At 48.0% G+C, this 23987-nt stretch carries 21 protein-coding genes; 16 read left to right on the top strand and 5 right to left on the bottom strand.

Translation table 11 applies throughout. From position 1 onward, the window contains the following. Positions 1–519 precede the first annotated feature (519 nt). Positions 520–1479 (top strand): 23S rRNA pseudouridine(955/2504/2580) synthase RluC, encoded by a 960-nt coding sequence (gene rluC / locus K0H60_RS12965; protein WP_086902634.1) that lies wholly within the window; start codon positions 520–522, stop codon positions 1477–1479. Positions 1480–1518: 39 nt separating this feature from the next. Then, on the top strand, positions 1519–2262 hold the full coding sequence (locus tag K0H60_RS12960) for an HAD-IA family hydrolase (protein ID WP_220055983.1): 744 nt from the start codon (positions 1519–1521) through the stop codon (positions 2260–2262). Positions 2263–2423: 161 nt separating this feature from the next. Here K0H60_RS12960 and K0H60_RS12955 read toward each other — a convergent pair whose 3' ends face one another. Then, the gene (locus K0H60_RS12955; RefSeq protein ID WP_220058167.1) at positions 2424–3011 is read right to left on the bottom strand and encodes a Maf family protein; all 588 of its coding nucleotides are present in this window, start codon (positions 3009–3011) and stop codon (positions 2424–2426) included. 285 nt (positions 3012–3296) lie between these two features. On the opposite strand from K0H60_RS12955, the gene yceD reads away from it, so the two are divergent. The 11 genes from yceD (at position 3297) to K0H60_RS12900 (ending at position 12013) form a co-directional block, all read left to right on the top strand. Beyond that, a complete protein-coding gene (gene yceD / locus K0H60_RS12950; protein WP_023267847.1) occupies positions 3297–3821 on the top strand; it encodes a 23S rRNA accumulation protein YceD in 525 nt (174 codons plus the stop codon). A gap of 17 nt (positions 3822–3838) precedes the next feature. Beyond that, on the top strand, positions 3839–4009 hold the full coding sequence (gene rpmF, locus K0H60_RS12945) for a 50S ribosomal protein L32 (RefSeq protein WP_011072715.1): 171 nt from the start codon (positions 3839–3841) through the stop codon (positions 4007–4009). A gap of 15 nt (positions 4010–4024) precedes the next feature. Then, positions 4025–5053, top strand: a complete 1029-nt coding sequence (plsX, locus tag K0H60_RS12940; RefSeq protein WP_023267848.1) for a phosphate acyltransferase PlsX — start codon at positions 4025–4027, stop codon at positions 5051–5053. 9 nt (positions 5054–5062) lie between these two features. Then, complete coding sequence (locus tag K0H60_RS12935; protein ID WP_220055982.1) at positions 5063–6022, top strand: beta-ketoacyl-ACP synthase III; 960 nt, start codon at positions 5063–5065, stop codon at positions 6020–6022. A 104-nt stretch (positions 6023–6126) separates the two neighbouring features. Continuing rightward, a complete protein-coding gene (gene fabD / locus K0H60_RS12930; protein ID WP_220055981.1) occupies positions 6127–7053 on the top strand; it encodes an ACP S-malonyltransferase in 927 nt (308 codons plus the stop codon). Positions 7054–7062: 9 nt separating this feature from the next. Next, positions 7063–7809, top strand: coding sequence for a 3-oxoacyl-ACP reductase FabG (fabG, locus tag K0H60_RS12925; RefSeq protein ID WP_011623152.1), 747 nt, complete (start codon positions 7063–7065; stop codon positions 7807–7809). A 163-nt stretch (positions 7810–7972) separates the two neighbouring features. Continuing rightward, on the top strand, positions 7973–8206 hold the full coding sequence (acpP, locus tag K0H60_RS12920) for an acyl carrier protein (RefSeq protein WP_006081231.1): 234 nt from the start codon (positions 7973–7975) through the stop codon (positions 8204–8206). Positions 8207–8415: 209 nt separating this feature from the next. Further along, positions 8416–9654 (top strand): beta-ketoacyl-ACP synthase II, encoded by a 1239-nt coding sequence (gene fabF, locus K0H60_RS12915; protein ID WP_039978489.1) that lies wholly within the window; start codon positions 8416–8418, stop codon positions 9652–9654. Between the two features lie 177 nt (positions 9655–9831). Beyond that, complete coding sequence (locus tag K0H60_RS12910; RefSeq protein WP_039978490.1) at positions 9832–10200, top strand: hypothetical protein; 369 nt, start codon at positions 9832–9834, stop codon at positions 10198–10200. Between the two features lie 116 nt (positions 10201–10316). Beyond that, entirely contained in the window at positions 10317–10796 is a 480-nt protein-coding gene (locus K0H60_RS12905) for an acyl-CoA thioesterase (RefSeq protein WP_011623149.1), read from the top strand. Between the two features lie 341 nt (positions 10797–11137). Beyond that, positions 11138–12013 carry an NAD(P)-dependent oxidoreductase gene (locus K0H60_RS12900; RefSeq protein ID WP_220055980.1) on the top strand — a complete coding sequence of 292 codons (876 nt, stop codon included), beginning with the start codon at positions 11138–11140 and terminating at the stop codon, positions 12011–12013. A 101-nt stretch (positions 12014–12114) separates the two neighbouring features. Here K0H60_RS12900 and K0H60_RS12895 read toward each other — a convergent pair whose 3' ends face one another. Then, entirely contained in the window at positions 12115–12963 is an 849-nt protein-coding gene (locus tag K0H60_RS12895) for a D-hexose-6-phosphate mutarotase (protein ID WP_220055979.1), read from the bottom strand. Positions 12964–13190: 227 nt separating this feature from the next. Between K0H60_RS12895 and K0H60_RS12890 the strand changes: the two genes are divergently transcribed. The 3 genes from K0H60_RS12890 (at position 13191) to K0H60_RS12880 (ending at position 18791) form a co-directional block, all read left to right on the top strand. Then, positions 13191–14981, top strand: coding sequence for an acyl-CoA dehydrogenase C-terminal domain-containing protein (locus tag K0H60_RS12890; RefSeq protein WP_220055978.1), 1791 nt, complete (start codon positions 13191–13193; stop codon positions 14979–14981). A 419-nt stretch (positions 14982–15400) separates the two neighbouring features. After that, the gene (locus K0H60_RS12885; RefSeq protein WP_434086674.1) at positions 15401–17506 is read left to right on the top strand and encodes a TonB-dependent siderophore receptor; all 2106 of its coding nucleotides are present in this window, start codon (positions 15401–15403) and stop codon (positions 17504–17506) included. Between the two features lie 277 nt (positions 17507–17783). Next, positions 17784–18791 (top strand): patatin-like phospholipase family protein, encoded by a 1008-nt coding sequence (locus K0H60_RS12880; protein ID WP_220055976.1) that lies wholly within the window; start codon positions 17784–17786, stop codon positions 18789–18791. Between the two features lie 144 nt (positions 18792–18935). On the opposite strand, the gene asnB is transcribed toward K0H60_RS12880, so the two are convergent. The 3 genes from asnB to K0H60_RS12865 form a co-directional block, all read right to left on the bottom strand. Beyond that, positions 18936–20600: an asparagine synthase B gene (gene asnB / locus K0H60_RS12875; RefSeq protein ID WP_220055975.1), complete on the bottom strand. Its 1665-nt coding sequence runs from the start codon at positions 20598–20600 to the stop codon at positions 18936–18938. A gap of 734 nt (positions 20601–21334) precedes the next feature. Beyond that, positions 21335–23008: a M28 family metallopeptidase gene (locus K0H60_RS12870; protein WP_220055974.1), complete on the bottom strand. Its 1674-nt coding sequence runs from the start codon at positions 23006–23008 to the stop codon at positions 21335–21337. A 197-nt stretch (positions 23009–23205) separates the two neighbouring features. Further along, the gene (locus tag K0H60_RS12865) at positions 23206–23952 is read right to left on the bottom strand and encodes an HAD-IIA family hydrolase (RefSeq protein WP_011626525.1); all 747 of its coding nucleotides are present in this window, start codon (positions 23950–23952) and stop codon (positions 23206–23208) included. Positions 23953–23987: the final 35 nt, after the last annotated feature.

Below are 23987 nucleotides of genomic sequence, written 5' to 3'. Positions count from 1 at the left end.
ACGAAGCCTCACGGCTGGTGGCTAGGCAAGGTGCGCATTACTGTTAGACGCAGTCGCTGCGTGTCGCATCCTATTTATGGCTTATTTTTTAATGATTACAAAAACAAGGAATTCGTTGTAAAACATCAACCAACCCCATAAATTCTTTCATTTCGTTCCGGTAATGCCCAAGTCGAATCGGTTTGTCTGACGACAAGTTAAAATATATTTCGAAATCGGTGAGAAAAACTTTAGATAAACCTAGTCAAAGTAAGGTTAGATTCTCGATTTAATCGTAAAAAACGCATTTGTGGTATTTTTACTCAGTATACGATTTGCAAATCAATGAGTTGCTATCAAGAAAATCTTTTTTAATCTATAAAGCTTTTCACTTGGGACTGGGATCTTGTGAACACTTTATTCACGGCTTATCCCTAATCGCTGGTGAAATATAGCAATAATCAAAAAATTCAGCAATGGAAAGGCACAATTCTTCTTAAGTGTTGTACAATGGCCGCCGTTTTAAGCAGATGGGACATCATGAATACAGAATCTCCACAGCTACAGGTGCAGTTGATCACGATTGACGAAGACCACCTCGACCAACGAATCGACAATTTTTTAATCACAGTGCTCAAGGGCGTTCCTAAGAGCATGATTTACCGTATCGTCCGTAAGGGCGAAGTACGGGTGAATAAAAAACGCATTAAGCCCGAGTACAAATTGCAAATTGGTGATGTGGTTCGCGTGCCGCCGGTCAGAATGGCTGAGCAGGATAATCGTACCGCGCCTTCCGCAAACTTGAGCAGAGTGTCACAGCTTGAAGACCGTATTTTACATGAAGACAATCATCTGATTGTATTGAATAAACCGGCAGGTATTGCGGTGCATGGTGGCAGTGGCGTCGATTATGGTGTGATTGAAGCATTGCGTTCCTTGCGTCCACAACAAAAGTTTTTAGAACTGGTTCACCGTCTCGATAAAGACACCTCGGGCGTGTTACTGGTGGCGAAAAAACGCAGTGCGCTTAAGCATATGCATGACCAACTGCGTTATAAAAAGATGCAAAAGGATTACTTAGCCTTAGTGAAAGGTGAGTGGTCGGCGCAGGATAAAGTGGTTAAACAACCACTGCTAAAACTGACACTTAAGTCGGGCGAACGTATCGTTCGAGTCAATGCCGAAGGTAAACCTTCTGAAACGCGTTTTAAAATTGTACAGCGTTATCAAGGTTGTACGCTTGTGCAGGCGAGCCCTGTAACAGGCCGTACCCACCAAATTCGGGTGCATTGCCAATATATGGGACATCCTATCGCCTGTGATGAAAAATACAGCGAGCAAGCGTTTGATGACAGTATGCGCGCACTGGGTCTGACTCGACTGTTTTTACATGCGGCAGAGTTAATGTTTATTCATCCTGAAAACGATGAGGTGATGCGAGTCTCAGCGCCGCTTGATGATAATTTGCAACAACTGCTAGGCAAGTTAAAGCGCGCTTAGTGTTTCTCTGCGCCTATTACCCACGGATAACCTGAGAGCGTGAAAGTGTCAGTGAGTCATTCTACCCCGCGAAAATATGATTTAGTGATTTTTGATTGGGATGGCACGTTAATGGATTCCATCGGCAAGATTATTGTTTGCATTGAGAATATGGCAAGGGCGCTGGCGTTACCCGTGCCAGCTGAGACGGATATTCGCAATGTGATTGGTTTGTCGATGACGCAGGCGTTACAGGTGTTATTTCCCGAAGGTTTGACTTCAGGGAAGTCGATTAACGCAGCTGCGAGTGCAACACAAGGAAATGCAGCTCAAGCACTTGTTGGCACTGATGATTGCTATATAAAGATGCGCGCCGAGTTTAAGACGCAGTATTTGAACCTTGATACCACGCCAACGCCGATTTTTAACCAAGCCCCCCAACTACTCGAATCATTATCAACAGCAGGATATCAGCTTGCTGTCGCAACGGGTAAGGCGAGAGCAGGCTTAGTGCGCGTGTGGGAGCAATCCAGCTTAGGTCACTATTTTATTGCTTCTCGCTGCGCCGATGAGGCGCAGAGTAAACCCCATCCAGAAATGATCTTAAGTTTGTTGCAGGAGTTAGGTGTTCCGCCTGAACGAGCCTTGATGGTCGGAGACTCTTTGTTGGATTTAACCATGGCGGCGAATGCGGGTATCGACGCTGTGGGCGTCACTTACGGCGCCCATAGTGGCGAAATGCTCCAGCAAGCCAATCCCATCGCCTTAATTGATTCCCCTGAAAAACTCTTGCTGCATTTATAGTGATTGACTCATTAGTGCAGATTTATGAGCACTGAAAACTTGTACCGTGAGTAATCCAAATGCTTTTTGAATCATATGAGCAAGTGATATGGGCAAGTGTCATCTAGCTTGCTCATATCGAGCCGCACTTGCGTCATGCCACCTTAAATAACCGCTTCGTGCTAATCGGCTAAGACATCGATTCCTTGATTGAGCAGCATTTCAGTTAATAGTATTAAAGGCAGCCCAATCAGGGTGTTAGGATCTCGGCCTTCTAAGCGATTAAACAAGGCAATTCCTAAGCCTTCACTCTTAAAGCTACCCGCACAATAAAAAGGTTGCTCTTTATCGACATAAGCGGCGATTTGCGCGGCCGTCAGCTGACGAAAATGCACGGTGAAAGGTTCGACTTGGGCTGTCACTTCTCCAGTCTTAGCATCATAGAGCGCAAGACCGGTATAAAAGGTGATTGCTTTGCCCGAGGCTTGGCTGAGCTGCTTGATCGCATTGTCTCGATTTAATGGCTTACCAATAATCTTGCCGTCAATCACGGCAACCTGATCTGAGCCTATAATTAATCCACTCGGAAAATGATTCGCACCTGCCTCAGCCTTAGCTTTGGCGAGTCTTAAGACTAAGTCTTGGGCGGACTCATTTGCCATGGGGCTTTCATCGATATCCGGATTGCAAGTCTCAAAGCCTAAGCCTAACTTTTGTAATAGTGCTTGTCGGTAAACAGAGGTGGAAGCGAGGATTAACTGGGGCGTCATCGGTAAAATCCATAAGAAAACCTGACTCATTGTCGCTAACCTAGCCGCTTGAATGCAAGCGAGTGGTGGCAGATAGAATGACTTTGGGGCGGTAATCGGGGATTCTTACGATGAGTGCGGCTATTTTAGACGGCTTACGCTTGTGCGCCGCCCCGTGCTTGGGTAAAATTTCGCTTCCGTTAATTTCAATGTTGGGGCTAGAGAATCACTTAAGTCGCAAACTGGGACTTAAGTTAGAAATTTTTCTTTGACTCTAGCGTTTTCAAACTATAATATGCGCGCCTTATGCAAACAGTAAAGATACCGGTTTCAATTGATCCTTTTCGCGCCGCCTCGAGCCGTTCTACCTATGAGGGGATAGTGCCTGGGCAGCAATTGAGAAGATTAAATGAGTTATGTGCCGGCGACTGTTCCGATGTGGCAGTGTCGATTGAATGTGGCGTAGATTTGCAGGGGATAGTCTACCTGAAAGGGAAGGCTGTGACGGAGCTCACTCTGGTTTGTCAACGTTGCATGACGCTATTTACCACTGAGGTTACGGTCGAGTTTTGCTTCGGTCCATGCCGGACTAAGGCAGAAATCGATGAGCTCCCGGATGCGTATGACCCAATTGAGTGCAATGAGATTGGCGAAGTACGTCTGCATCAATTGATCGAAGATGAATTGATAGTCGCTATGCCTATCATCCCGATGCATGAAGAAACTGATTGCAACATCGGGTCAATGGACATAGTTGTAGGCGAGATCGAACCCGCTCAAGAGGAGCGTCCAAATCCGTTTGCAGTGTTAGAAAAACTGAAGAGCAAGTAATCTAGGAGACAGGGCCAATGGCTGTACAACAGAATAAAAAATCTCGTTCTAAGCGCGGTATGCGCCGTTCACATGACGCACTGAGCACTGCTCAGCTGTCTGTTGACGCTACCAGCGGTGAAGTCCATATGCGTCACAACGTGACTGCTGATGGTTTCTATCGCGGTAAAAAGGTAATCAACAAGTAATTTGTTGGTTTCCTAATGACGAGTCTGACGCTCGCGTTAGATGCGATGGGTGGCGATCATGGCCCCCACGTCACGGTGCCTGCAGCCTTGCGGGCACTAAAATCTCACTCTTCTCTTAAAATCATTTTAGTCGGCGATAAGACTGAAATTGATGTCTATCTGCGTCAAGCAGAACAACCGTTACTCTCACGTATTGAAGTCATTCACACCGATGAAGTGGTGAGCATGTCCGATAGACCCGTGCACGCTTTACGTACCCGCAAAAATAGTTCGATGCGCTTATCGATTGAACTGGTGCGTGACGGACGAGCTGCGGCGTGTGTGAGTGCGGGTAATACTGGTGCCTTGATGGCCATGGCCAAGGTGTTATTGAAGACCTTGCCCGGTGTAGACAGACCCGCGTTGGTCAGTTGTTTACCCTCGGTCACGCAAAAGCCGGTTTATCTATTGGACTTAGGTGCCAATATCTCCTGCGATTCAGAAACGCTTTTCCAATTTGCCGTGATGGGCTCTGTGCTGTGTGAGGCGGTGGATAAAAAATCCCGCCCTAAAGTTGCACTCCTTAATGTGGGCACAGAAGAAATCAAAGGCAACGATCAGGTTCAACAAGCGGCGCAAATACTGCAAAACACCGATCAGATTAATTACACCGGCTTTATCGAAGGTGATGAAATCTATTCGGGCAATGTGGATGTGATCGTTTGTGACGGTTTTGTGGGTAACATCACGCTCAAAACCTCTGAAGGCATTGCCAAGTTATTGGTTCATCAGTTAAAACGTGGCCTAACCCAAGGTTTCTTCGTGCGTTTTTTGGCAAAACTCATCGCCCCACGCATTCAGGCGGTCCTCAGCCAGATGAACCCCGACCACTATAATGGTGCAAGTCTGATAGGATTGCGCGGCATAGTTGTAAAGAGCCATGGAAATGCGGATGAAACTGCCTATTTACAAGCAATTAGTTTGGCAGTGACTGAAGCGCAACGTCGACTCCCCGAAATGATAAAAGATCGTTTGGAGTCGATTCTTTTAGATATAAATAACTGATTCCTCCTTATGCATACAAAAATTCTCGGAACTGGTAGTTATCTGCCAGTGCAGGTGCGTAGCAATCAAGATTTGGAAAAAATGGTGGAAACCAGTGACCAATGGATTGTTGAACGTACAGGTATTTCAGAGCGTCGCATTGCGGCGCAAGACGAAACTGTCTCAACTATGGGCTATCAGGCAGCATTAAATGCGCTCGAGATGGCCGGCATAGAAGCATCAGAGTTAGATATGATCATTTGTGGCACCACCAGTGCGGCAAATGCGTTCCCTGCGGCGGCCTGCGAAATTCAAGCCATGCTCGGCGTACATACCATTCCAGCCTTTGATATTGCGGCGGCTTGTTCAGGTTTTGTGTATGCCTTATCTGTCGCTGATCAATTTGTTAAAACCGGCGCCGCTAAAAAAGTGCTGGTGATTGGCGCCGACGTGCTATCACGTTTATGTGAGCCAGAAGACCGCACCACCATCATTTTGTTTGGTGACGGTGCAGGGGCGGCGGTTATCGGCGCTTCCGATGAGCCCGGGATTATTTCAACCCATATTTATGCCGATGGTCGTCAAGGTGACTTGCTTAAGTGCGCCTTCCCACCTCGTCAGGGGGAAACCTCTGAGGCGGTTGGCTTTATGACCATGAAAGGTAATGACGTTTTTAAAGTAGCGGTGACTCAGTTATCCCATGTAGTCACTGAAACATTACGCCTGAATAATATCGACAAGTCGGAAATCGACTGGTTGGTTCCCCATCAGGCTAACTTCCGCATTATTAATGCCACGGCGAAAAAGCTAGACATGAGCTTAGATAAAGTGGTGTTAACCCTTGCCAAACACGGTAATACCTCGGCGGCGTCGGTACCGATTGCCTTAGACGAAGCCGTGCGTGATGGCCGGATCCAACGTGGTCAGCTATTGCTGCTCGAAGCCTTCGGTGCCGGTTTTGCGTGGGGCAGTGCGCTCGTCCGTTTTTAACCGTATCTGGATACGACTAAATTCCTAACTATCGTTATCTTGGTTTGCTGTCCAAGATAACGGTTTAGTGTTCAATAAATTAAGTTCGCCATAGGTAATTTGATATGGAAAATGTAGCTTTTGTATTCCCAGGCCAAGGTTCACAGGCCCTAGGCATGCTAGCCGAGCTGGCTGGTGCGCAGCCGATTGTGGGACAAACCTTTGCCGAAGCGAGTGAGGTGTTAGGGTATGATCTGTGGGCATTAGTGCAAGATGGCCCCGTTGAAACCCTAAATGAAACCGATAAAACCCAGCCTGCCTTATTAGCGGCAAGTGTGGCGATTTGGCGTGCCTATGTTGCTTCTGGCAAGGCCATGCCTGCGATGTTAGCGGGTCACAGCTTAGGCGAATATTCCGCTTTAGTCTGTGCAGGTGTCATCGATTTTAAAGATGCGATCAAACTGGTTGAGCTACGTGGTCAACTGATGCAGCAAGCTGTGCCAGCGGGTACTGGCGCTATGTACGCGATTATCGGTCTTGATAATGACGGCATTGCTAATGCGTGTATTGAAGCTGCCCAAGGCGAAGTGGTGAGCCCAGTTAACTTTAACAGCCCTGGCCAAGTGGTTATCGCGGGTCAAAAAGAGGCGGTTGAGCGTGCAGCTGTGGCCTGTAAAGCGGCGGGCGCCAAAATGGCGGTTGCCTTGCCAGTCAGCGTGCCATCACACTGCGCATTAATGAAACCTGCCGCTGATAAATTAGCGGTAGCTTTAAACGATGTGCAGTTTAATACGCCAAGCATCACCGTTATCAATAACGTAGATGTGGCATCACCCACTGCGGTTGCCGACATTAAAGATGCGCTGGTTCGTCAACTTTATTGCCCAGTGCGTTGGAGCGAAACCGTTGAATTAATGGCCGAAAAAGGCATTACCCAGTTAGTTGAGTGTGGCCCTGGTAAAGTATTGACAGGTCTTGCGAAACGCATTAATAAATCTCTTTCTGCCCAAGCAGTTAATGACGTTGCATCCCTTACCGCGTTAACTGAATAAGGAGTTTGTATGAGTATCAATCTGAGTTTAGCGGGCAAAGTTGCCTTAGTGACAGGCGCGAGCCGTGGTATTGGCCGCGCGATTGCCGAAACCTTAGTCGAAGCTGGTGCGATTGTGGTAGGAACTGCCACAAGTGAGAAGGGCGCCGCAGCAATTCAAGAATATCTGGGTGACAAAGGTTTTGGTTTAGTGCTTAATGTTACCGATAGTCAATCCGTCACCGATTTATTCGATTCGATCAAAGAAAAAGCGGGTGATGTTGATATTCTAGTCAACAACGCGGGTATCACCCGTGATAACTTGCTGATGCGAATGAAAGATGATGAATGGAACGATATCATCGATACCAACCTGACATCATTGTTCAGACTATCAAAACCTGTGATGCGTACCATGATGAAAAAGCGCTTCGGCCGGATCATCAATATTGGTTCAGTGGTAGGCACTATGGGCAATGCAGGTCAAGTTAACTACTCGGCTGCAAAGGCTGGTTTGATCGGATTTACAAAATCTCTTGCAAGAGAGGTTGCATCTCGTCAAATTACAGTTAATGCTATCGCTCCTGGATTTATCCAGACCGATATGACTGATGAGCTGACCGAAGATCAGCAAAAAGCTATCATGTCTCAGGTTCCGATGGAACGATTAGGGCAAGCGCAAGAAATTGCTAATGCCGTACTCTTCTTGGCATCGGATTCTGCCGCTTATATCACAGGCGAGACCTTGCATGTGAATGGCGGAATGTACATGGTTTAAGGGCGGATGGCAGGGATACTGTCGCAACTGAGTAGTGATCTGTATCAATTGGTCGCTAAATTTCGTGGTTAGACCACGAAAACTAAGCTTGCATTGTCAGCCAAATCTAATAAACTACTCGCAATCTTACGCAAGTGCGTAATTTGAATAGGAAAGAAAACTAATGAGCAACATCGAAGAACGTGTAAAGAAAATCATTGTAGAGCAACTGGGCGTTAAAGAAGAAGACGTTAAACCAGCGGCATCTTTCGTTGACGATCTGGGTGCAGATTCTCTGGACACTGTTGAGTTGGTTATGGCTCTGGAAGAAGAGTTTGATACCGAGATCCCTGATGAAGAAGCTGAAAAGATCACTACTGTTCAAGCAGCGATCGATTACGTTTCTAAGAATCAGTAATTCTGAATTCTAGAGAACAGGCGGCAAATATGCCGCCTGTTTTTGTTTTAGCCCCGCCCAATTCTGCAATAGTGCCATTCAATCGTCTCTGGAAGCTGTGTGTTGCATTTGTCCATGAGATGCTCGCCGCAGATTGGCGAAGACTCTTTATGATAGAAACACCGTGATCTGTCATAACCTTATCTATTTAGCATTAAAAGGTGACTGCCGTGTCTAAACGTCGTGTAGTGGTAACCGGTTTAGGGTTAGTAACTCCCGTGGGTAATACTGTCGATACTACTTGGAAGGCGCTGCTTTCGGGTAAGAGTGGTATTGCACCTATAACCAAATTTGATGCCAGCGAATTCACCACTCGTTTCAGTGGTTCTGTAAAAGATTTTGATGTTGAGCAGTACTTAACCAAGAAAGATGCCCGTAAAATGGACCTCTTTATTCAGTATGGTATGGCTGCTGGCATCCAAGCTATCCAAGACTCGGGTCTGGATATGAGCAAAGTAAACCCAGGCCGTGTCGGTACTGCTATCGGTGCGGGCATGGGCGGCATGTGGTTAATCGAACAAAACCACAGCGCGCTATTAAGCGGTGGCCCCCGTAAGATTTCGCCTTTCTTCGTGCCAAGCACCATCATCAATATGATTGCTGGCCATTTATCGATTATGTACGGTATGACAGGCCCTAACTTTGCCGTCACGACTGCTTGTACTACTGGTGTGCATAACATCGGTTTTGCGGCGCGTACCATCGCCTATGGCGATGCCGACGTGATGGTTGCTGGCGGTGCCGAAGACGTCACTTGTCCATTAGGCGTGGGTGGTTTTGGTGCGGCCAAAGCCCTGTCGACCCGTAACGATGACCCAACGGCAGCCAGTCGTCCATGGGATAAAGACCGTGACGGCTTTGTCATCGGCGATGGCGCAGGTGTGATGGTAATGGAAGAATACGAGCATGCTAAGGCGCGCGGCGCGACCATTTATGGTGAACTCGTCGGCTTTGGTATGAGCGGTGATGCGTTCCATATGACATCGCCACCAAGCGATGGTGCGGGCGCAGCTGCGGCTATGGTCAATGCAGTGAATGATGCCAAACTGCCATTTGAGAAAATTGGCTATATCAATGCCCACGGCACTTCAACTCCTGCGGGCGATAAAGCCGAAGCGGCCGCGGTGAAATCTGTGTTTGGTGACCACGCTTATAATCTGCTGGTCAGCTCAACTAAGTCTATGACGGGTCACTTGTTGGGCGCTGCGGGGGCAGTAGAAGCGATTTTCACCCTGCTTGCACTGCGCGACCAAGCCGTACCACCGACCATCAACCTCGATAATCCAGATGAAGGCTGTGATTTAGACTTTGTGGCGCACACCGCCCGCGATGTGAAGTTAGAGTACGCTCTATGTAACTCCTTCGGTTTTGGTGGTACTAACGGTTCATTGCTGTTTAAGAAAGTTTAAACAGCGGTTAGCTCGATAAAAAATGCGCCAATTGGCGCATTTTTTATGCTCGAATTGTGCCGTGTATCACTTTTTAACGTGCTGATATCCAAATGGTTAACCTTTGTTCATCAAGCTTGTTTAATCCAGCTTGCCGCCGATAATGACAGGCATATACCGCTTAAAAGGAAGCTTGTCATGTTGAACCCTCTGGTGATCCCGCTTGTGCCAATCGTTGGCGCTGTAACCGCAAATTTGACCGAACTTATCCGTGGTGAATCCAAAGTTTGGCATCCGAATATGGATATCGGCATGAAGACCTTCACCTTTGCCATTGCCGCATATGTGCTGGTGTGGTTTGCGTTGTTGGTGACTGCCATCAGTGTCGGTGGTAGCAACCATATGTCATCGGGATTTGAAGTGATTGGGCTGTTTTTGGCGGGGTTGGGTATTTACACTTATGGCAAGGGGACTCGGTTTGTTAGCAGCCAATTACAGCTGTGGTTGTATCGCTTGGCGTTGCCGGGATTATTGCTCTCCTGCGGGCTGATAAGCTACTTTGGCTAAATCGGTTCTCTTCACTGGGACAATCGCAATTATCTTTACGCTATTGCGCATTTCTATCGTAAACTCAACTTATTGCAAAATCATTGAGCCACAGAGGCTGAATAAGTTGAGGTTATATGGCTGGTATCGATAGACAAATTACCCTGAGATTTTTGTCTGAGCCTGCGGATGTGAATTTTGGTGGTAAGGTTCACGGCGGCGCTGTGATGAAATGGATTGACCTTGCGGCCTATGCCTGCGCCGCAGGTTGGAGTGGTAAATATTGCATTACCGCCTATGCGGGGGGAATTCGATTTGTACAGCCGATCCTTGTGGGCAATATTGTCGAAGTCAGCGCCAAGGTGATTTATACCGGCAAGACCTCGATGCATATCGGTATTGATGTGCGGGCAGGGGATCCTAAGGTCTCTGAGCGCCATCTCACGACTCATTGTATCGTTATCATGGTGGCCGTGGATGAAAATGGACAACCGACACCTGTGCCTGAATGGGTGCCGCAGACTGAGCATGATATTCATCTACGTGATTCTGCGCTGCGCTTGATGGAAATGCGCAAGAAAATTGGCGCCGAAATGGAAGCCCACGTGCAAAAGTGATTTTGGCTCGTGATCAAAAGCAAAGGCGCCAGTGTGCGCCTTTGTTGTTTCTGTCGAACACTGCGTTTGCTGCCGAGGGCATTTTTACTCTGACGCTCGCCTAAGTGAGTGCTACACTGCCGCCAGCGTTTTTTATTACGGATTGACCTTTTAAGTTGAAACACTTGCTCGCATTTTTTTAGTTTAGGTCGGGTCTTTCTCGGAGTAACATAAGCGCGCGTTCAGCGTGTCGTTAGTCCATTGTGGTCAATTCAGTATTGTCAATTTGGCGGTGTTAATGAACGCAGTAAAATGTGTGGTGTAAAACGTTTCACCTTGTTTATCAATCAAAGGAATTCCTCATGGCAAAAGTCGCATTTATTGGTTTAGGCGTAATGGGTTACCCCATGGCAAGACACTTACTCAACAAGGGCCATGAGGTTACTGTGTATAACCGCACTTTTGCCAAGGCACAAGCTTGGGTCGAGAACTACGGCGGTAGTTGCTGCCCAACGCCCAAAGAGGCGGCTATCGGCCAAGATATTGTGTTTACCTGCGTAGGCAACGATAACGACTTGCGTGAAGTGGTATTAGGCAATGATGGCGTGATCCATGGTATGGCTCAAGGTACTGTACTGGTTGACCATACAACGGCTTCTGCCGATGTGGCCCGTGAATTACATAAAGTGCTGGCCGAAAAAGGCATCGATTTTCTCGATGCGCCTGTATCGGGTGGCCAAGCTGGCGCCGAAAATGGCGTGCTGACCGTGATGGTCGGGGGCGACCAAGCCGTGTTCGAGCGTGTAAAGCCCGTTATCGAGGCGTTTGCACGCTGCGCAGAGCGTTTAGGTGAGGTAGGGGCAGGTCAACTCACTAAGATGGTTAACCAAATTTGTATCGCAGGTGTGGTACAAGGCCTTGCCGAAGCGCTGCAATTTGCCCGCAAAGCAGGCCTTGACGGTGAAAAAGTGGTTGAAGTGATCAGTAAAGGTGCGGCGCAAAGCTGGCAGATGGAAAATCGCTACAAAACCATGTGGGGTCAAAGCTATGATTTTGGTTTTGCCGTCGATTGGATGCGTAAGGATTTAGGCATTGCCCTAGAAGAAGCTCGCCGTAATGGTTCGCACTTACCCTTAACCGCGTTAGTGGATCAGTTTTATTCCGAAGTCCAAGCCATGGGTGGTAATCGCTGGGACACCTCAAGCTTGTTAGCGCGTTTTGAGAAAAACACTAAGTAGGCGGTGATTGCCAAACTGATGGCCATCGTGAATTTGATGGCATAAAAAAGCCCAGTCATGCACTGGGCTTTTTACATTGATGGGATATCGACAAAGACGGATTAGTCTGCCCAACGAATATGGGTTACTAAACTGTGACTCTCGCCGGGGGCCAGCGTTAATTTATCTTCAAGCACATTGGCAGCTTCGAGACACACCATAGTCAAATAGTCATCGTCATTAAAGCGGGCAAGGCGAGTCGATTTTTCAATCCAAGGGTTCCATAGCACGGCCGAGTGGCTATTTTCGCGGCTCACTTCAATCACACCTTGGGGCGTATGTAAGTGTTGTACCGGACCTAGGTTGGTGTAAACACGGTCGGTTTCGCGGTCAAATAGCACATCATCTGTCGTTTGCGGGTAAGGCCCTTCGGCAAACTCAATATATTGAGCGCCACTAAAACCCGTGGCTTTAAGTTGGTGAATATCTTCAATTGGAAAATAACTGTGTAGTGCTTGAGTGAGCGTTACGGGCACATCGCCGAGGTTAGTGTTAACTAAGCTGATACTTAAGGTTTCACCTAAGGTAAAGAGGACGTTGACTTGGGTATGGTGCGGCCAAAAGATTTTATCTTCTTCGCTGATCGTTAAGCTGAAACGCAAATCCACCAATTGATTACGCATCTCAACCGACTCGAGTGTCCAAATACGGGTGCGGGCAAAACCATGTTGTGGAAAATTAGCTTGGTTGCTCATGCCAAACCAAGGCCAGCAGACAGGTACACCGCCACGGATCCCATTACCCGGTTGATAGTCATCCGCCGAAGACACCCATAACAAGGGCGGCTTACCTACAGGTTGAAAATGATCGATTTGCGCGCCCTGTAAAAAAATCCTTGCTTGGCATAACGCAGTGTTCACTTCGACATAATCGAGCCCGTTTGCGTGTTTTTTGGTGGTAACAGAACCCATAGTAACAATATCCTCAACCTGATGACGTATCAGCAATACAGACACTTAGCTTACAAACTTTTGCACTTGAGCATAAGCCTTTGTTGCGATCAATTTACGGTTTCGCTGTTCGATTGTGTAAACAAAAGTCATTGTGCCAAGGTCCAGATGCTTCCTTTTTCAACAGATTTAGCTAAAGTGGTCAGAGCACTTAGTTCATTGCCATAAAACAAGAAAGGGAAGCGATTATGCCAGTCTATCAAGCACCACTACGTGACTATCAATTTATCCTCGATGAAATGTTGCATATTTATCAGCAAGATGCCTTAAAAGGCTTCGATGAAATCGACCCCGATCTGGTCGATGCCATCCTACAGGGTATGGCGGATTTCAGTACTGAGGTGATGTTGCCGTTAAATAGCGTAGGGGACGTGCAGGGCTGCAAACTCGTGGATGGCAAAGTGGTTACCCCCGAAGGTTTTGCCGACGCCTATCAGCAGTTTGTCGATAATGGCTGGCCTACACTGACCTGCGATCCCGCCTATGGCGGCCAAGGGTTACCCGAAGTGGTCGGTATTTTCGCCACCGAGATGCAAACCTCGACCAACATGGCCTTTGCCATGTATCCCGGCCTTACCCATGGCGCCTATGCGGCCATTCATGCCCACGGCAGTGAGGCGCTGAAACAGAAGTATTTAGCCAAATTAGTGAGTGGTGAATGGACTGGCACCATGAACCTCACCGAATCCCATGCAGGAACCGATTTAGCACTGCTGCGTACTAAGGCCGTTCCCGCGGCGGACGGCTATTTTGCCATCACTGGCGAGAAGATTTTTATCTCCTCGGGCGACCATCAATTTACCGATAACATAGTGCACTTGGTGCTCGCCCGTTTACCCGACGCGCCCGAAGGGGTGAAGGGGATTTCGCTGTTTGCCGTGCCCAAGGTGTTAGTGAACAGTGATGGCAGTTTAGGTGAGGCGAACAGCCTCTATGCTAGTGGCCTTGAGCATAAAATGGGGATCCACGGCAACTCAACCTGCGTGATGGTATTCGAGGGGGCACTCGGTGAGTTAGTCGGCGAACCCCATCAAGGGCTGCGCGCCATGTTTACCATGATGAACCAAGCGCGCCTGGGTGTCGGGATGCAGGGATTAGGCGTGTCCGAAATTGCCTATCAAAATGCTTTGGCCTACGCCAAAGACAGATTGCAGAGCCGTGCTATCAGTGGGGCTAAGGCGCCCGAAAAAGCCGCCGATCCGATTTTGGTTCACGGTGATGTGCGCCGGATGTTGTTATCGCAAAAAGCCTTTAATGAAGGTGCCCGGGCACTCGTTGGTCAGCAGGCGCTTTGGCTCGATGAGGCAGAGCGTCATAGCGATCCTGCCAAAGCAAAAGTGGCTGCCCAATTAGCGGCGTTATTTACACCTGTGGTAAAAGGCTTTATCACAAACCGTGGTTTTAACGCCTGTGTGGATGCACAGCAAGTATTTGGCGGCCATGGCTATATCCACGAGTGGGGAATGGAGCAATTCGTGCGTGATAGCCGTATCGCTTTGATTTATGAAGGCACTAACGGTATTCAGGCGCTCGATTTAGTTGGGCGTAAGCTGCTGAGCGATCGCGGCGCTGCCATGCAGCAATGGTCTGCGCTAGTGACTGAGTTTATTCAATTACAGGGCAAAGATCCGCAAATGCAGCCCTATGTCAGTGGGCTAATGGATTGTGCCACCGATTTACAAAAGGCGAGCGGTTATTTAGCGACCCATGCGGCTATCAATCCCGACATTATCGGCGCGGCATCGATGGCGTATCTCGAGTTATTTGGCGTTACTGCCCTTGCCTGGATGTGGGCGCGTATGGCGAAGATTGCCCTGACTGCGCTCGAAAATGGCACGCAAGATGCCGACTTTTACCAGGCTAAACTGAAAACGGCGGACTTTTATATGGCGTATTGGGCCGTGCAGAGCCGCAGTCTGCGTAAACAGTTGGAGCAGGCGAGTGAGATGTTGACCACGCTCGATGAGGCGATTTTTTAACTTTACCTTCAAAGTGTTACAACCAGCCAAAGCCAGCAGTGTGATGCTGGCTTTTTATTAAGATAGCTTTCATTCAGCGCCATTCAGTAAGAGCTATGCACTAAGATCCATTCAATAGGAGCCATACACTAAGAGCCATGCCACTTATATCCGTACATAATGAATGGACTCTCTTTACAATTGTTACAAACCCCGACCGATGTAAATTTAAATGAGAATTATTGTCATCTAACAATCAAACTTTATAATGACGGCACATTTTAGATGACATGGGTAAACCACAGGTTTGCTCAAGGTTGGGGGACTTTGTGAAATCACGTTTTGCCTATTCAATACTAACGCTTGCCCTGATGCCGCATTTGGTCTTTGCGGCTGCGCCTAACGCTCAAGAGCGTCAACCCGAACAAGAAAGTGCTTCAATGGCACAAGCCGATATACAAACCAACACACAGGCCAGCACACAAGCCGAGACTAAGGCACCTGAGCGAATTGTCGTGCGTGGTCGCGCCATGCAGATGTATGTCGATAAAGAGACGGAAATCGGCACTAAAACGGCAATTAATGTGATGGAGCTGCCGCAGTCAGTACAAGTGCTGACCGAGCAACTGATTGACGATCAAGCCGCCCGCAATATTACTGACTTATACCGCTCCATTGCCGGTGTAAGTGAATTTAGCTATTCCGGCGTGACCTTTCGTGGTTTTCGCGACGATGCCAACGTGTTTTACGATGGCGTGCGTGGCGACCCGTATTCGGGATTTTCGGTGCCACAACTGTTCAACGTGCAGCGGGTTGAGGTATTAAAAGGCCCTGCATCGGCACTCTATGGCGGCGGCGAACCCGGCGGCATGATTAACTATGTGACGAAAAAACCGACCTTTGTCGAGCGTAAAGAGCTCACCTTAAGCACGGGCAGTTACGACATGATGGGCGGCTCGCTGGATTTCACCGGTGGCTTAACCGAGGATTTAGCCTATCGATTGGGGGGCTATTATCAACAGGAAGATAGCTTCCGTAACAATGCCGATAGTTTAAATGCCGAAGTAGCAGGTGGCTTACTGTATGAAATCAGTGACGATACTAAGCTCACCACCACATTCGATCTGATAAGACAGGATTTGGGCGGTAATCGGTTACGTGGTGTACCCGTGGATGATGCGGGGAATTTCCTCGTTGACCCTTCCTACAATGCCAACGAGAAAAGCGACTTCCAGAAAATGGATGCCTTGGTGCTGCAAGCGATTCTCGATCATCAATTTAGTGATGATTTTTCGGTAAAAACTCAAATTCGTTACCTGAATAATGAATCCGATCAGCAATATCATGAATCCCGTGGTTGGGTCGATGTGAACGGTGATGGTAAGGCAAACAGCGCCGATGGCACCATCAAACGTGAATATCGTGTCCAATCCCGTGCCAATGACGAAATCAGTTTAACCAACGATTTTGTTTATCGTTTTAATGCCTTAGGTTTTGAGCATGAGTTCCTGTTTGGTGGTGATTATCACTATGTCGAAACCGAATACCATTACAAGTTGGCGACGAGCAAGGAAGGCGTGGGTAATCTCAATATCTTTGAGCTGAATTACGGTGAAACAAATCCGAGTACTTATCAGTTAAAAGACATGGATACCGACGGTACCCGCTCCAACCGTTTTGGCCTCTATCTGCAAGAACATCTGCATTTCAACGAGCAGTGGTCTTTAATTGCGGGTCTACGCTTTAGCCAGTTTGATGATTACGACAAAAAGACCGGATTCTCCTTTAGCGATAATGCCATTACCCCAAGGGCTGGGCTGAATTATCGTCCAATCGAATCTATGTCTTTCTATTTGAACTACTCAGAGAGTTTCAATCCGGCATCATTGTCGGATCAAGAGAGCATTAAAAGTGACGGCGCACTCGATCCCGAAACTGGTAATCAAATAGAGCTTGGGATGAAAAACGAGTGGCTCGATGGCCAGTTTATGACCACGCTTGCACTCTACCGCATTGAAAAACAAAATGTGGCGCAGGCAAACCCTTTAGATACCGGGGATGACGATGGTATTCCTAACTTGGTCAATTTAGGCGAAGTACGCAGCCAAGGGGTGGAATGGACGCTGGTGGGCGATCTCACTGATAATCTTACCGTGACGGCCAACTATGCCTATAACGATACCGAAGTGATTAAAGGCGTGACCAACGACAGTTTGACCAACACCTTTGGCGACGGCAAACACTTTGCCAATGCGCCGCGTCATCAAGCAGGTTTATGGACGCGTTACGATATTCAAGCGATTGATTCGGCCATTGCTTTTGGGATGGACTATGTGGGCGAGCAATTTAGCCTCAATGGTCAAACGGTGAAACCCCATACAGTGTTTGATATGAGCTGGACAACCCAATGGGATCAAACCCAAGTGCGCGTAAATCTGAAGAATATCTTCGACAAGGAATATGCTGTTAGCGGATTTAGTGAGCGCAATGGCCATTTCCCCGGTGAGCCACGCAATGTCACCTTGGAATTGACCCATAAGTTCTAGCGTAAAGCTTCCTAGTGTCATTTATGCCCGCGTGATGATTCGCGGGCATAGATTGATTATGCAACAGATTGTATATAAATATAAATTCCGCTATGCCTTTTAATGTGCATGAGTGTTTTAGCCTTGCTGCTAACCATGCCATGATCCGCATGAAACGCTTCTCATATTTTATTTATCGATTACAACGATAGATTCTATCCGTTTTTTACTGTGACAATCTTTGTTTAGACTGAGCTTATCTATTCCCCATTACGTCTCTGTTGCGATAAGGTCAGTTATGCCGCCGATTAGCCATTTATCTTCTGCCTCTCAATCTGTTACCGCGCCGAAAGTAGCGTTAATTGCAGAAGGTGGTGGCCAGCGCGGCATTTTTACCGCAGGTGTACTCGATGCTTGGCTCGAGGCGGAATTTGACCCCTTCGATTTATTGATTGGCACCTCTGCAGGCTCGCAAAACTTGACCAGTTTTTTAGCCAGACAAAAGGGTTACGCCAAAAAACTCATCCGAGGGCTAACGCGTCATAAACGTTTCTATCAACTAGGGCGCGGTCTGATTGGTGCCAATGTGATCGATCTCGACTGGTATTTCGAGCAGACTCAGCGTGGCAGCTTTAAGCTGGATTTAGCGGCGGCCAGTCAATCCCTCAATGGGCGAGAACTCCTTATTACGACTACACGAGTGTCTGATCGCCAAGGGTATTTCTTGAGTCCAACCAGTCATGAGCACTGGCGTGAGTTACTCAAAGCCTCTAGCGCCTTGCCTTTTTTATATAAACAGGGGGTCAAGTTAACGCCTTGGTTAGGGATTGGATCTGCTAATCATAGCGATGCGACACTCGAACTCGAGCAGGACTTTTACCTCGATGGTGGCTTAGCGGCACCGCTGCCCGTGCGTGAGGCGTATAAACGTGGCGCCCGCAAAATTGTGGTCGTGAGAACAGTCAATGAGGACTTTCAAGCCCAATCGGCTTGGGTACATAAGCTTAAATCGTGGATCTGTGTCTCTGGTTTTTGCCCCAAGACCATTGATTACTTAGTGCAGCATGAAGAGGCCTATCAAGCCGAGTTAGATTTTATTGCCAATCCTCCCGATGATGTTGAAATTGTGCAGATTTTTGCGAAGGCGCCATTACAGAGCAAGCTGTTAGGCAGCACAGATGCGGATTTACGCATTGATTATCAGCAAGGGATAAAGGCGGGGAAGGCGTTTCTTGCAACGTCTTCTGGGCAAATTGCCAAGGCTAACGATGTGACGCCCATTGCACCGCTGGCGATATCGGCCTAGGTTATTTGTTCGATCTTAAGGTGATATTCCAAAGCCGTATTTATGCTTGGTGCCGTGTGGCCAAGCTAAATCCAAGTCTTAAAGAGTGAAAGATAAAAGCCACCCTAGGGTGGCTTTTATCTTGATGACATGCGTCAGCGATTATTAATAGCTGGCGGCATGCACTGAGCGTACGGCGCGGCCCGATGGGTCGATAATGCCACGTAGGCTTTCATCCCATGCTAGCGCTTCTGGAGTAGAGCAGGCGACCGACTTGCCACCGGGAACCGTTTCAGCGGCACTTGGCAATGGATAATGTTCTTCAAAGAAACAACGGTAGAAATAGGCTTCCTTGGTTTCTGGCGTGTTGTACGGGAAGCGGAACTTCGCATTGGCCAGTTGCAAGTCGTCTACTTGCTCAGCGGCATGGGCCTTTAAACCATCGATCCAAGAGTAACCCACGCCATCGCTGAATTGCTCCTTTTGACGCCAGGCGACTTCTTTTGGCAGTTTATGCTCAAAGGCTTGGCGCAGAATGTGTTTCTCAATCCGGCCATCCTTAGACATTTTTGCCTCAGGGTTGATGCGCATCGCCACATCCATAAATTCCTTATCCAGGAAAGGCACACGGGCTTCGAGTCCCCACGCCGCCATGGCTTTGTTGGCGCGCAGACAATCGAACAGATGCAGTTTATCCAGTTTACGCACGAGTTCCTCGTGGAAGGCCTGCGCGTTTGGCGCCTTATGGAAGTACAAGTAACCGCCAAAGAGTTCGTCGGCGCCTTCACCCGATAACACCATTTTGATCCCCATCGCCTTGATTTTACGTGCCATCAGGTACATAGGTGTCGCTGCACGAATGGTGGTCACATCATAGGTTTCTAAGTGGTAGATGACTTCTTTAATCGCATCTAAACCCTCTTGGAAGGTAAAGTTGATCTCATGATGAATGGTACCAATCGCATCGGCGACCTTCTTAGCGGCGGCTAAATCCGGCGCGCCTTTTAAACCGACAGCAAAAGAGTGCAGCTGCGGCCACCAAGCGCCACTTTGATCGTCATCTTCGATACGGCGTTTGGCAAAAGTTTGGGTAATCGCCGAGATCACCGAGGAATCTAAACCGCCAGACAATAACACGCCGTAGGGCACATCGGACATCAATTGGCGCTTAACGGCGGCTTCGAGGGCATCACGTAATTCTTCTTGGCTGGCAGCGTTATCTTTCACTGCATCAAAGCTCTGCCAATCGCGAGTGTAGTATTGCACTGGCTCACCGATGCTTGAGTACAGATATTGCCCAGGCTGAAATTCGGCCACGGTTTTACAGACAGGCATCAACGCCTTCATTTCGGAGGCGACATAGAAGTTACCCGCCGCATCACGCCCAGTGTAGAGCGGGATAATACCCATATGATCGCGGCCAATAAGGTAGGCGTCTTTGGCTTTATCGTAGAGTACGAAGGCGAAAATACCGTTTAATTTATCAAGGAATTCAGTGCCGTATTCTTGATATAGCGCCAAGATCACTTCGCAGTCAGAGTTGGTTTGATAGCTGTATTTATCGCCGAGTTGGGCTTTGAGTTCTTTATGGTTGTAGATCTCACCGTTGACTGCGAGGATAAGGCTGCCGTCTTCGGTTAGTAGTGGCTGCGCACCGTGTTCAATATCGACAATCGCTAAGCGCTCATGGGCCAAAATCGCTTTGTCGCTGGCGTAAATGCCTGACCAATCTGGGCCGCGATGGCGCATCAGTTTGGACATTTCCAGTGCCACTTGGCGCAGCTCTTTCGCATCGGATTGAATATCTAAAATTGAAAAAATCGAACACATAATGCAACTCCTAAACCGCTGTATTTCATTTGAGGATGTCTCAATTGAGTATCAATGTGCCAGCGATTTGGGATTTTGCCAAATACTATTTTTGATGATTTGTTCGTTTTTAAGTGTTTTTGATGATTTTGATATATCTTTAAAATGATTTTAATTGAATTTTATTTAAATAATTTCGCTTTTTTATAAGTAAAGTGTTTTTGCTGATTGGTTGCAAAGCGAGATATTGGCAAATACATAATGTTGACTCAAGAAAATCCGTTTTTGGCAAAATCATCATAAATGTGAGCAAGATAGTGATCCAAGCGTCAATGTTGCTGATTTAATAAACAGCTTGTCGGCGGTCATTGCACGTGTTGTTACAGTCAAGATCAAACATTGAGTCTAATACCAATCGTATTAAATATCTGTTCATTCAGCGGGAGTTAAACGGGCTTTAGACAAGGCGAAGGCTTGAAGGCATAGTGGCGCTCTGTCGAAAGCCTTAAACGCAGTATAAAGCCCGTTCAACCCCGCCCTTCGGGAGCCTCACAGGCATCTCACTCCCGTGTTACATTGACTTAAAAGGGAATAACCATTTCTTCGTCAATGCGCCTTGGATTGAGATGCCTGTGAGGCTCTGAACTGATTAGATATTTAATGTGATTGGTATAAAGTGGGGCGGCTCATCAAATAATAAGGCACCTCTCAAGGTGCCTTATGGGATGTTTCAGCGATGAATCGTTTTCAAGTGTTTACTTTGCGGCCGTGGCAAGTTCCGTTTTGGCAGGACGCAGTCTGTTGAACTCAGTGCCTTGATAATAGCCAGGCCAATCTTGGCTGTTACCTAAGGTGCGAGTCACCTGATAGTAAACTTCGAGATCTTGAATCGCACCGCTCAGATCCCAGTCTTCATGGTATTCATCGCAGACATTGTGGTAGCAGCCCTTCATGGTCGCTTGCATTTGAGTCTTATAGCTTGCGGTTGCAGCATCTATGGGTTCGCTTCCACCACCGGCAAAGACCGCAGGCACGCCAAGTTTGGCAAAGCTGAAGTGATCAGAGCGGAAGAAACCGCCCGACGCAGGATTCTTTTCACCCAAAGCAATACGGTTTTGCAGTTTGGCGGCATCGACTAAGTAGTTCTCAAGCTCGGACTTACCTTTACCGACGATAGTGAAGTCCTTGGTTTTTCCATAAATATTGGTGCTATCTAGATTGAGTACTGCCACTGTTTTATCAATGGGGTAGATAGGGTTGGCGGCGTAATAGCGTGAGCCGAGTAAACCTTGCTCTTCACCCGTCGTCGCGATAAAGGTCACCGATCGCGCTAAGCCGTGGCCCTGTTTAGCGTTATCGGCCAGTTGTCTGGCGATTTCTAAAATGCCCGCAATGCCCGATGCGTTGTCCATGGCACCGTTGTAAATCTTATCGCCTTCTTTACTGTCATCTTTGCCAATATGGTCCCAGTGGCCGGTAAATAGGATTTGCTCATCGGCTTGCTGAGTGCCGGGAAGGGTGGCGACAACGTTATAGCTGTTGGCGTATTCGGCTTTGTTTTTAAAGGCGATGTTGGCCATTTGCTCAAGGGGTAAGTTAATTGGACTATCGGCGGCGCGCGCCATCAGCGTTGGTAGGGATAAACCCGCTTTTTCAAATAATTGTGTAGCAGCATCTAAGGTTAACCAGCCTTCGACTTGCACGCGGCTGTCTTGCTCGGCTTTGCTGAGGACTAAATCTTGCTGCGCGCCAGTCCAGCTGTTTTCAACCACGGACCAAGGGTAAGAAGCAGGCTCGGTATCGTGAATGATCAACGCCCCGAGTGCGCCTTGACGGCTGGCTTCTTCAAATTTGTAACTCCAGCGACCATAGTAGGTCATAGCTTTACCGTTAAACTTACCAGAGTCAGGGCGGGCAAAGCCGGGATCGTTCACAAGGATCACCGCAATTTTGCCTTTCATATCCACATCTTGGTAATCGTTCCAGCCATATTCCGGCGCATTTACACCGTAGCCAACAAACACTAAGGGGGCGTTTTCGATATTGACGCCGCCATTATCGTGACGACTGTTTAAGACGATATCTTTGCGATAGGTTAACGGCAATCCTGCCAAGCTGATTTGCTGCACATCGTAGGCGGTATAACTCACCATAGGTACAGGTTGTAAAAAACTGCCTTGATAGGCGCCTTTGAGTCCCATTTCGGCAAAGGCCTTAGACAGGTAGTCTAAGGTGAGCTTTTCACCGTGGGTAGTGGGGGCGCGGCCTTCAAACTCATCGGAGGAAAGGTTTTTAATGTCGTTTCTAAAGCGTGCTTCATTCATTTGCACGGGTTTCAGTGCTGCACTGCTGTTGGCATCGGGCTGGGCCGAATTAGGGCTGCAGGCGCTGAGCATGGCTAGCGCGCAGACAGGATACAAACGTCGCATAGGTTAATCCTACTGTTGTTTTTAGGGCGTATTTCACGCATATATCAAAGGGGTATGTCGCGCCTTATCATGAAGCAAGCGCTTATGGGGGACAAGGGAGAGCCAAGGGGAAAAATGTTACTTAATGTTGCTTTACCGTATCGAGTCTGTTGTGGTTCTCAGCACGCGAAGGTGCTGAGAATCGGGCACTTTAAAATTTAAACCACATCAATATCGCCGGCGCAGGCGAATACATGATTTGGGCGGAAAGGCTCTTTATCGATATCTTCAAGCTTACTCACGCCGCTGGTGACCAGAATGGTCTCAAGCCCTGCTTGAAAACCCGCCAGAATATCGGTGCGCATATTGTCGCCAATAATCACGGTATTTTCGGAATGGCCGTCGATATGGTTGAGCGCTGAGCGGATAATCCACGAGCTGGGTTTGCCCACATAAAAGGGCTTTTTACCGGTAATGCGCTCTATTGGTGAACACAGGGCGCCGCAGGCTGGACTGTAAGCGGGGCCGTGGGTGTCGGGATTGGTGGCGATAAAACGGGCACCGCGGGCGACGAATCCGGCGGCCTTATGGATCATATCCCAGTTATAGGAGCGGGTTTCACCGACAATCACGAAGTCGGGATTAATGTCAGTAATGGTAAAGCCTGCTTTGTAGAGCTCATGGGTGAGGGCGCCTTCGCCTATAACAAAGGCTTTACTGCCTTCCTGATGCTTTAAAAAGTCGGCGGTGGCCATGGCCGAGGTGTAAAAACATTCTTCTGGTACGTCTATCCCGGCGGCGCTGAGGCGGTTTTGCAGATCTTTACCCGTTTGTACTGGGTAATTGGTCAGAATAACGAGAGGATTGCCTTGGTCGAGAACGCGGTGGATAAATTTATCACTGCCGGGGATCAGCTTATTGTCGTGCAGGAGTACACCATCGATATCGCAGATAATATTTTTCATCTAATAGTCTCTTGTATGCCGAACAAAATCACTTT

Source organism: Shewanella mangrovisoli (assembly GCF_019457635.1).
GTDB lineage: Bacteria > Pseudomonadota > Gammaproteobacteria > Enterobacterales > Shewanellaceae > Shewanella > Shewanella mangrovisoli.
This window is presented reverse-complemented; position numbering and strand designations above follow the sequence as displayed.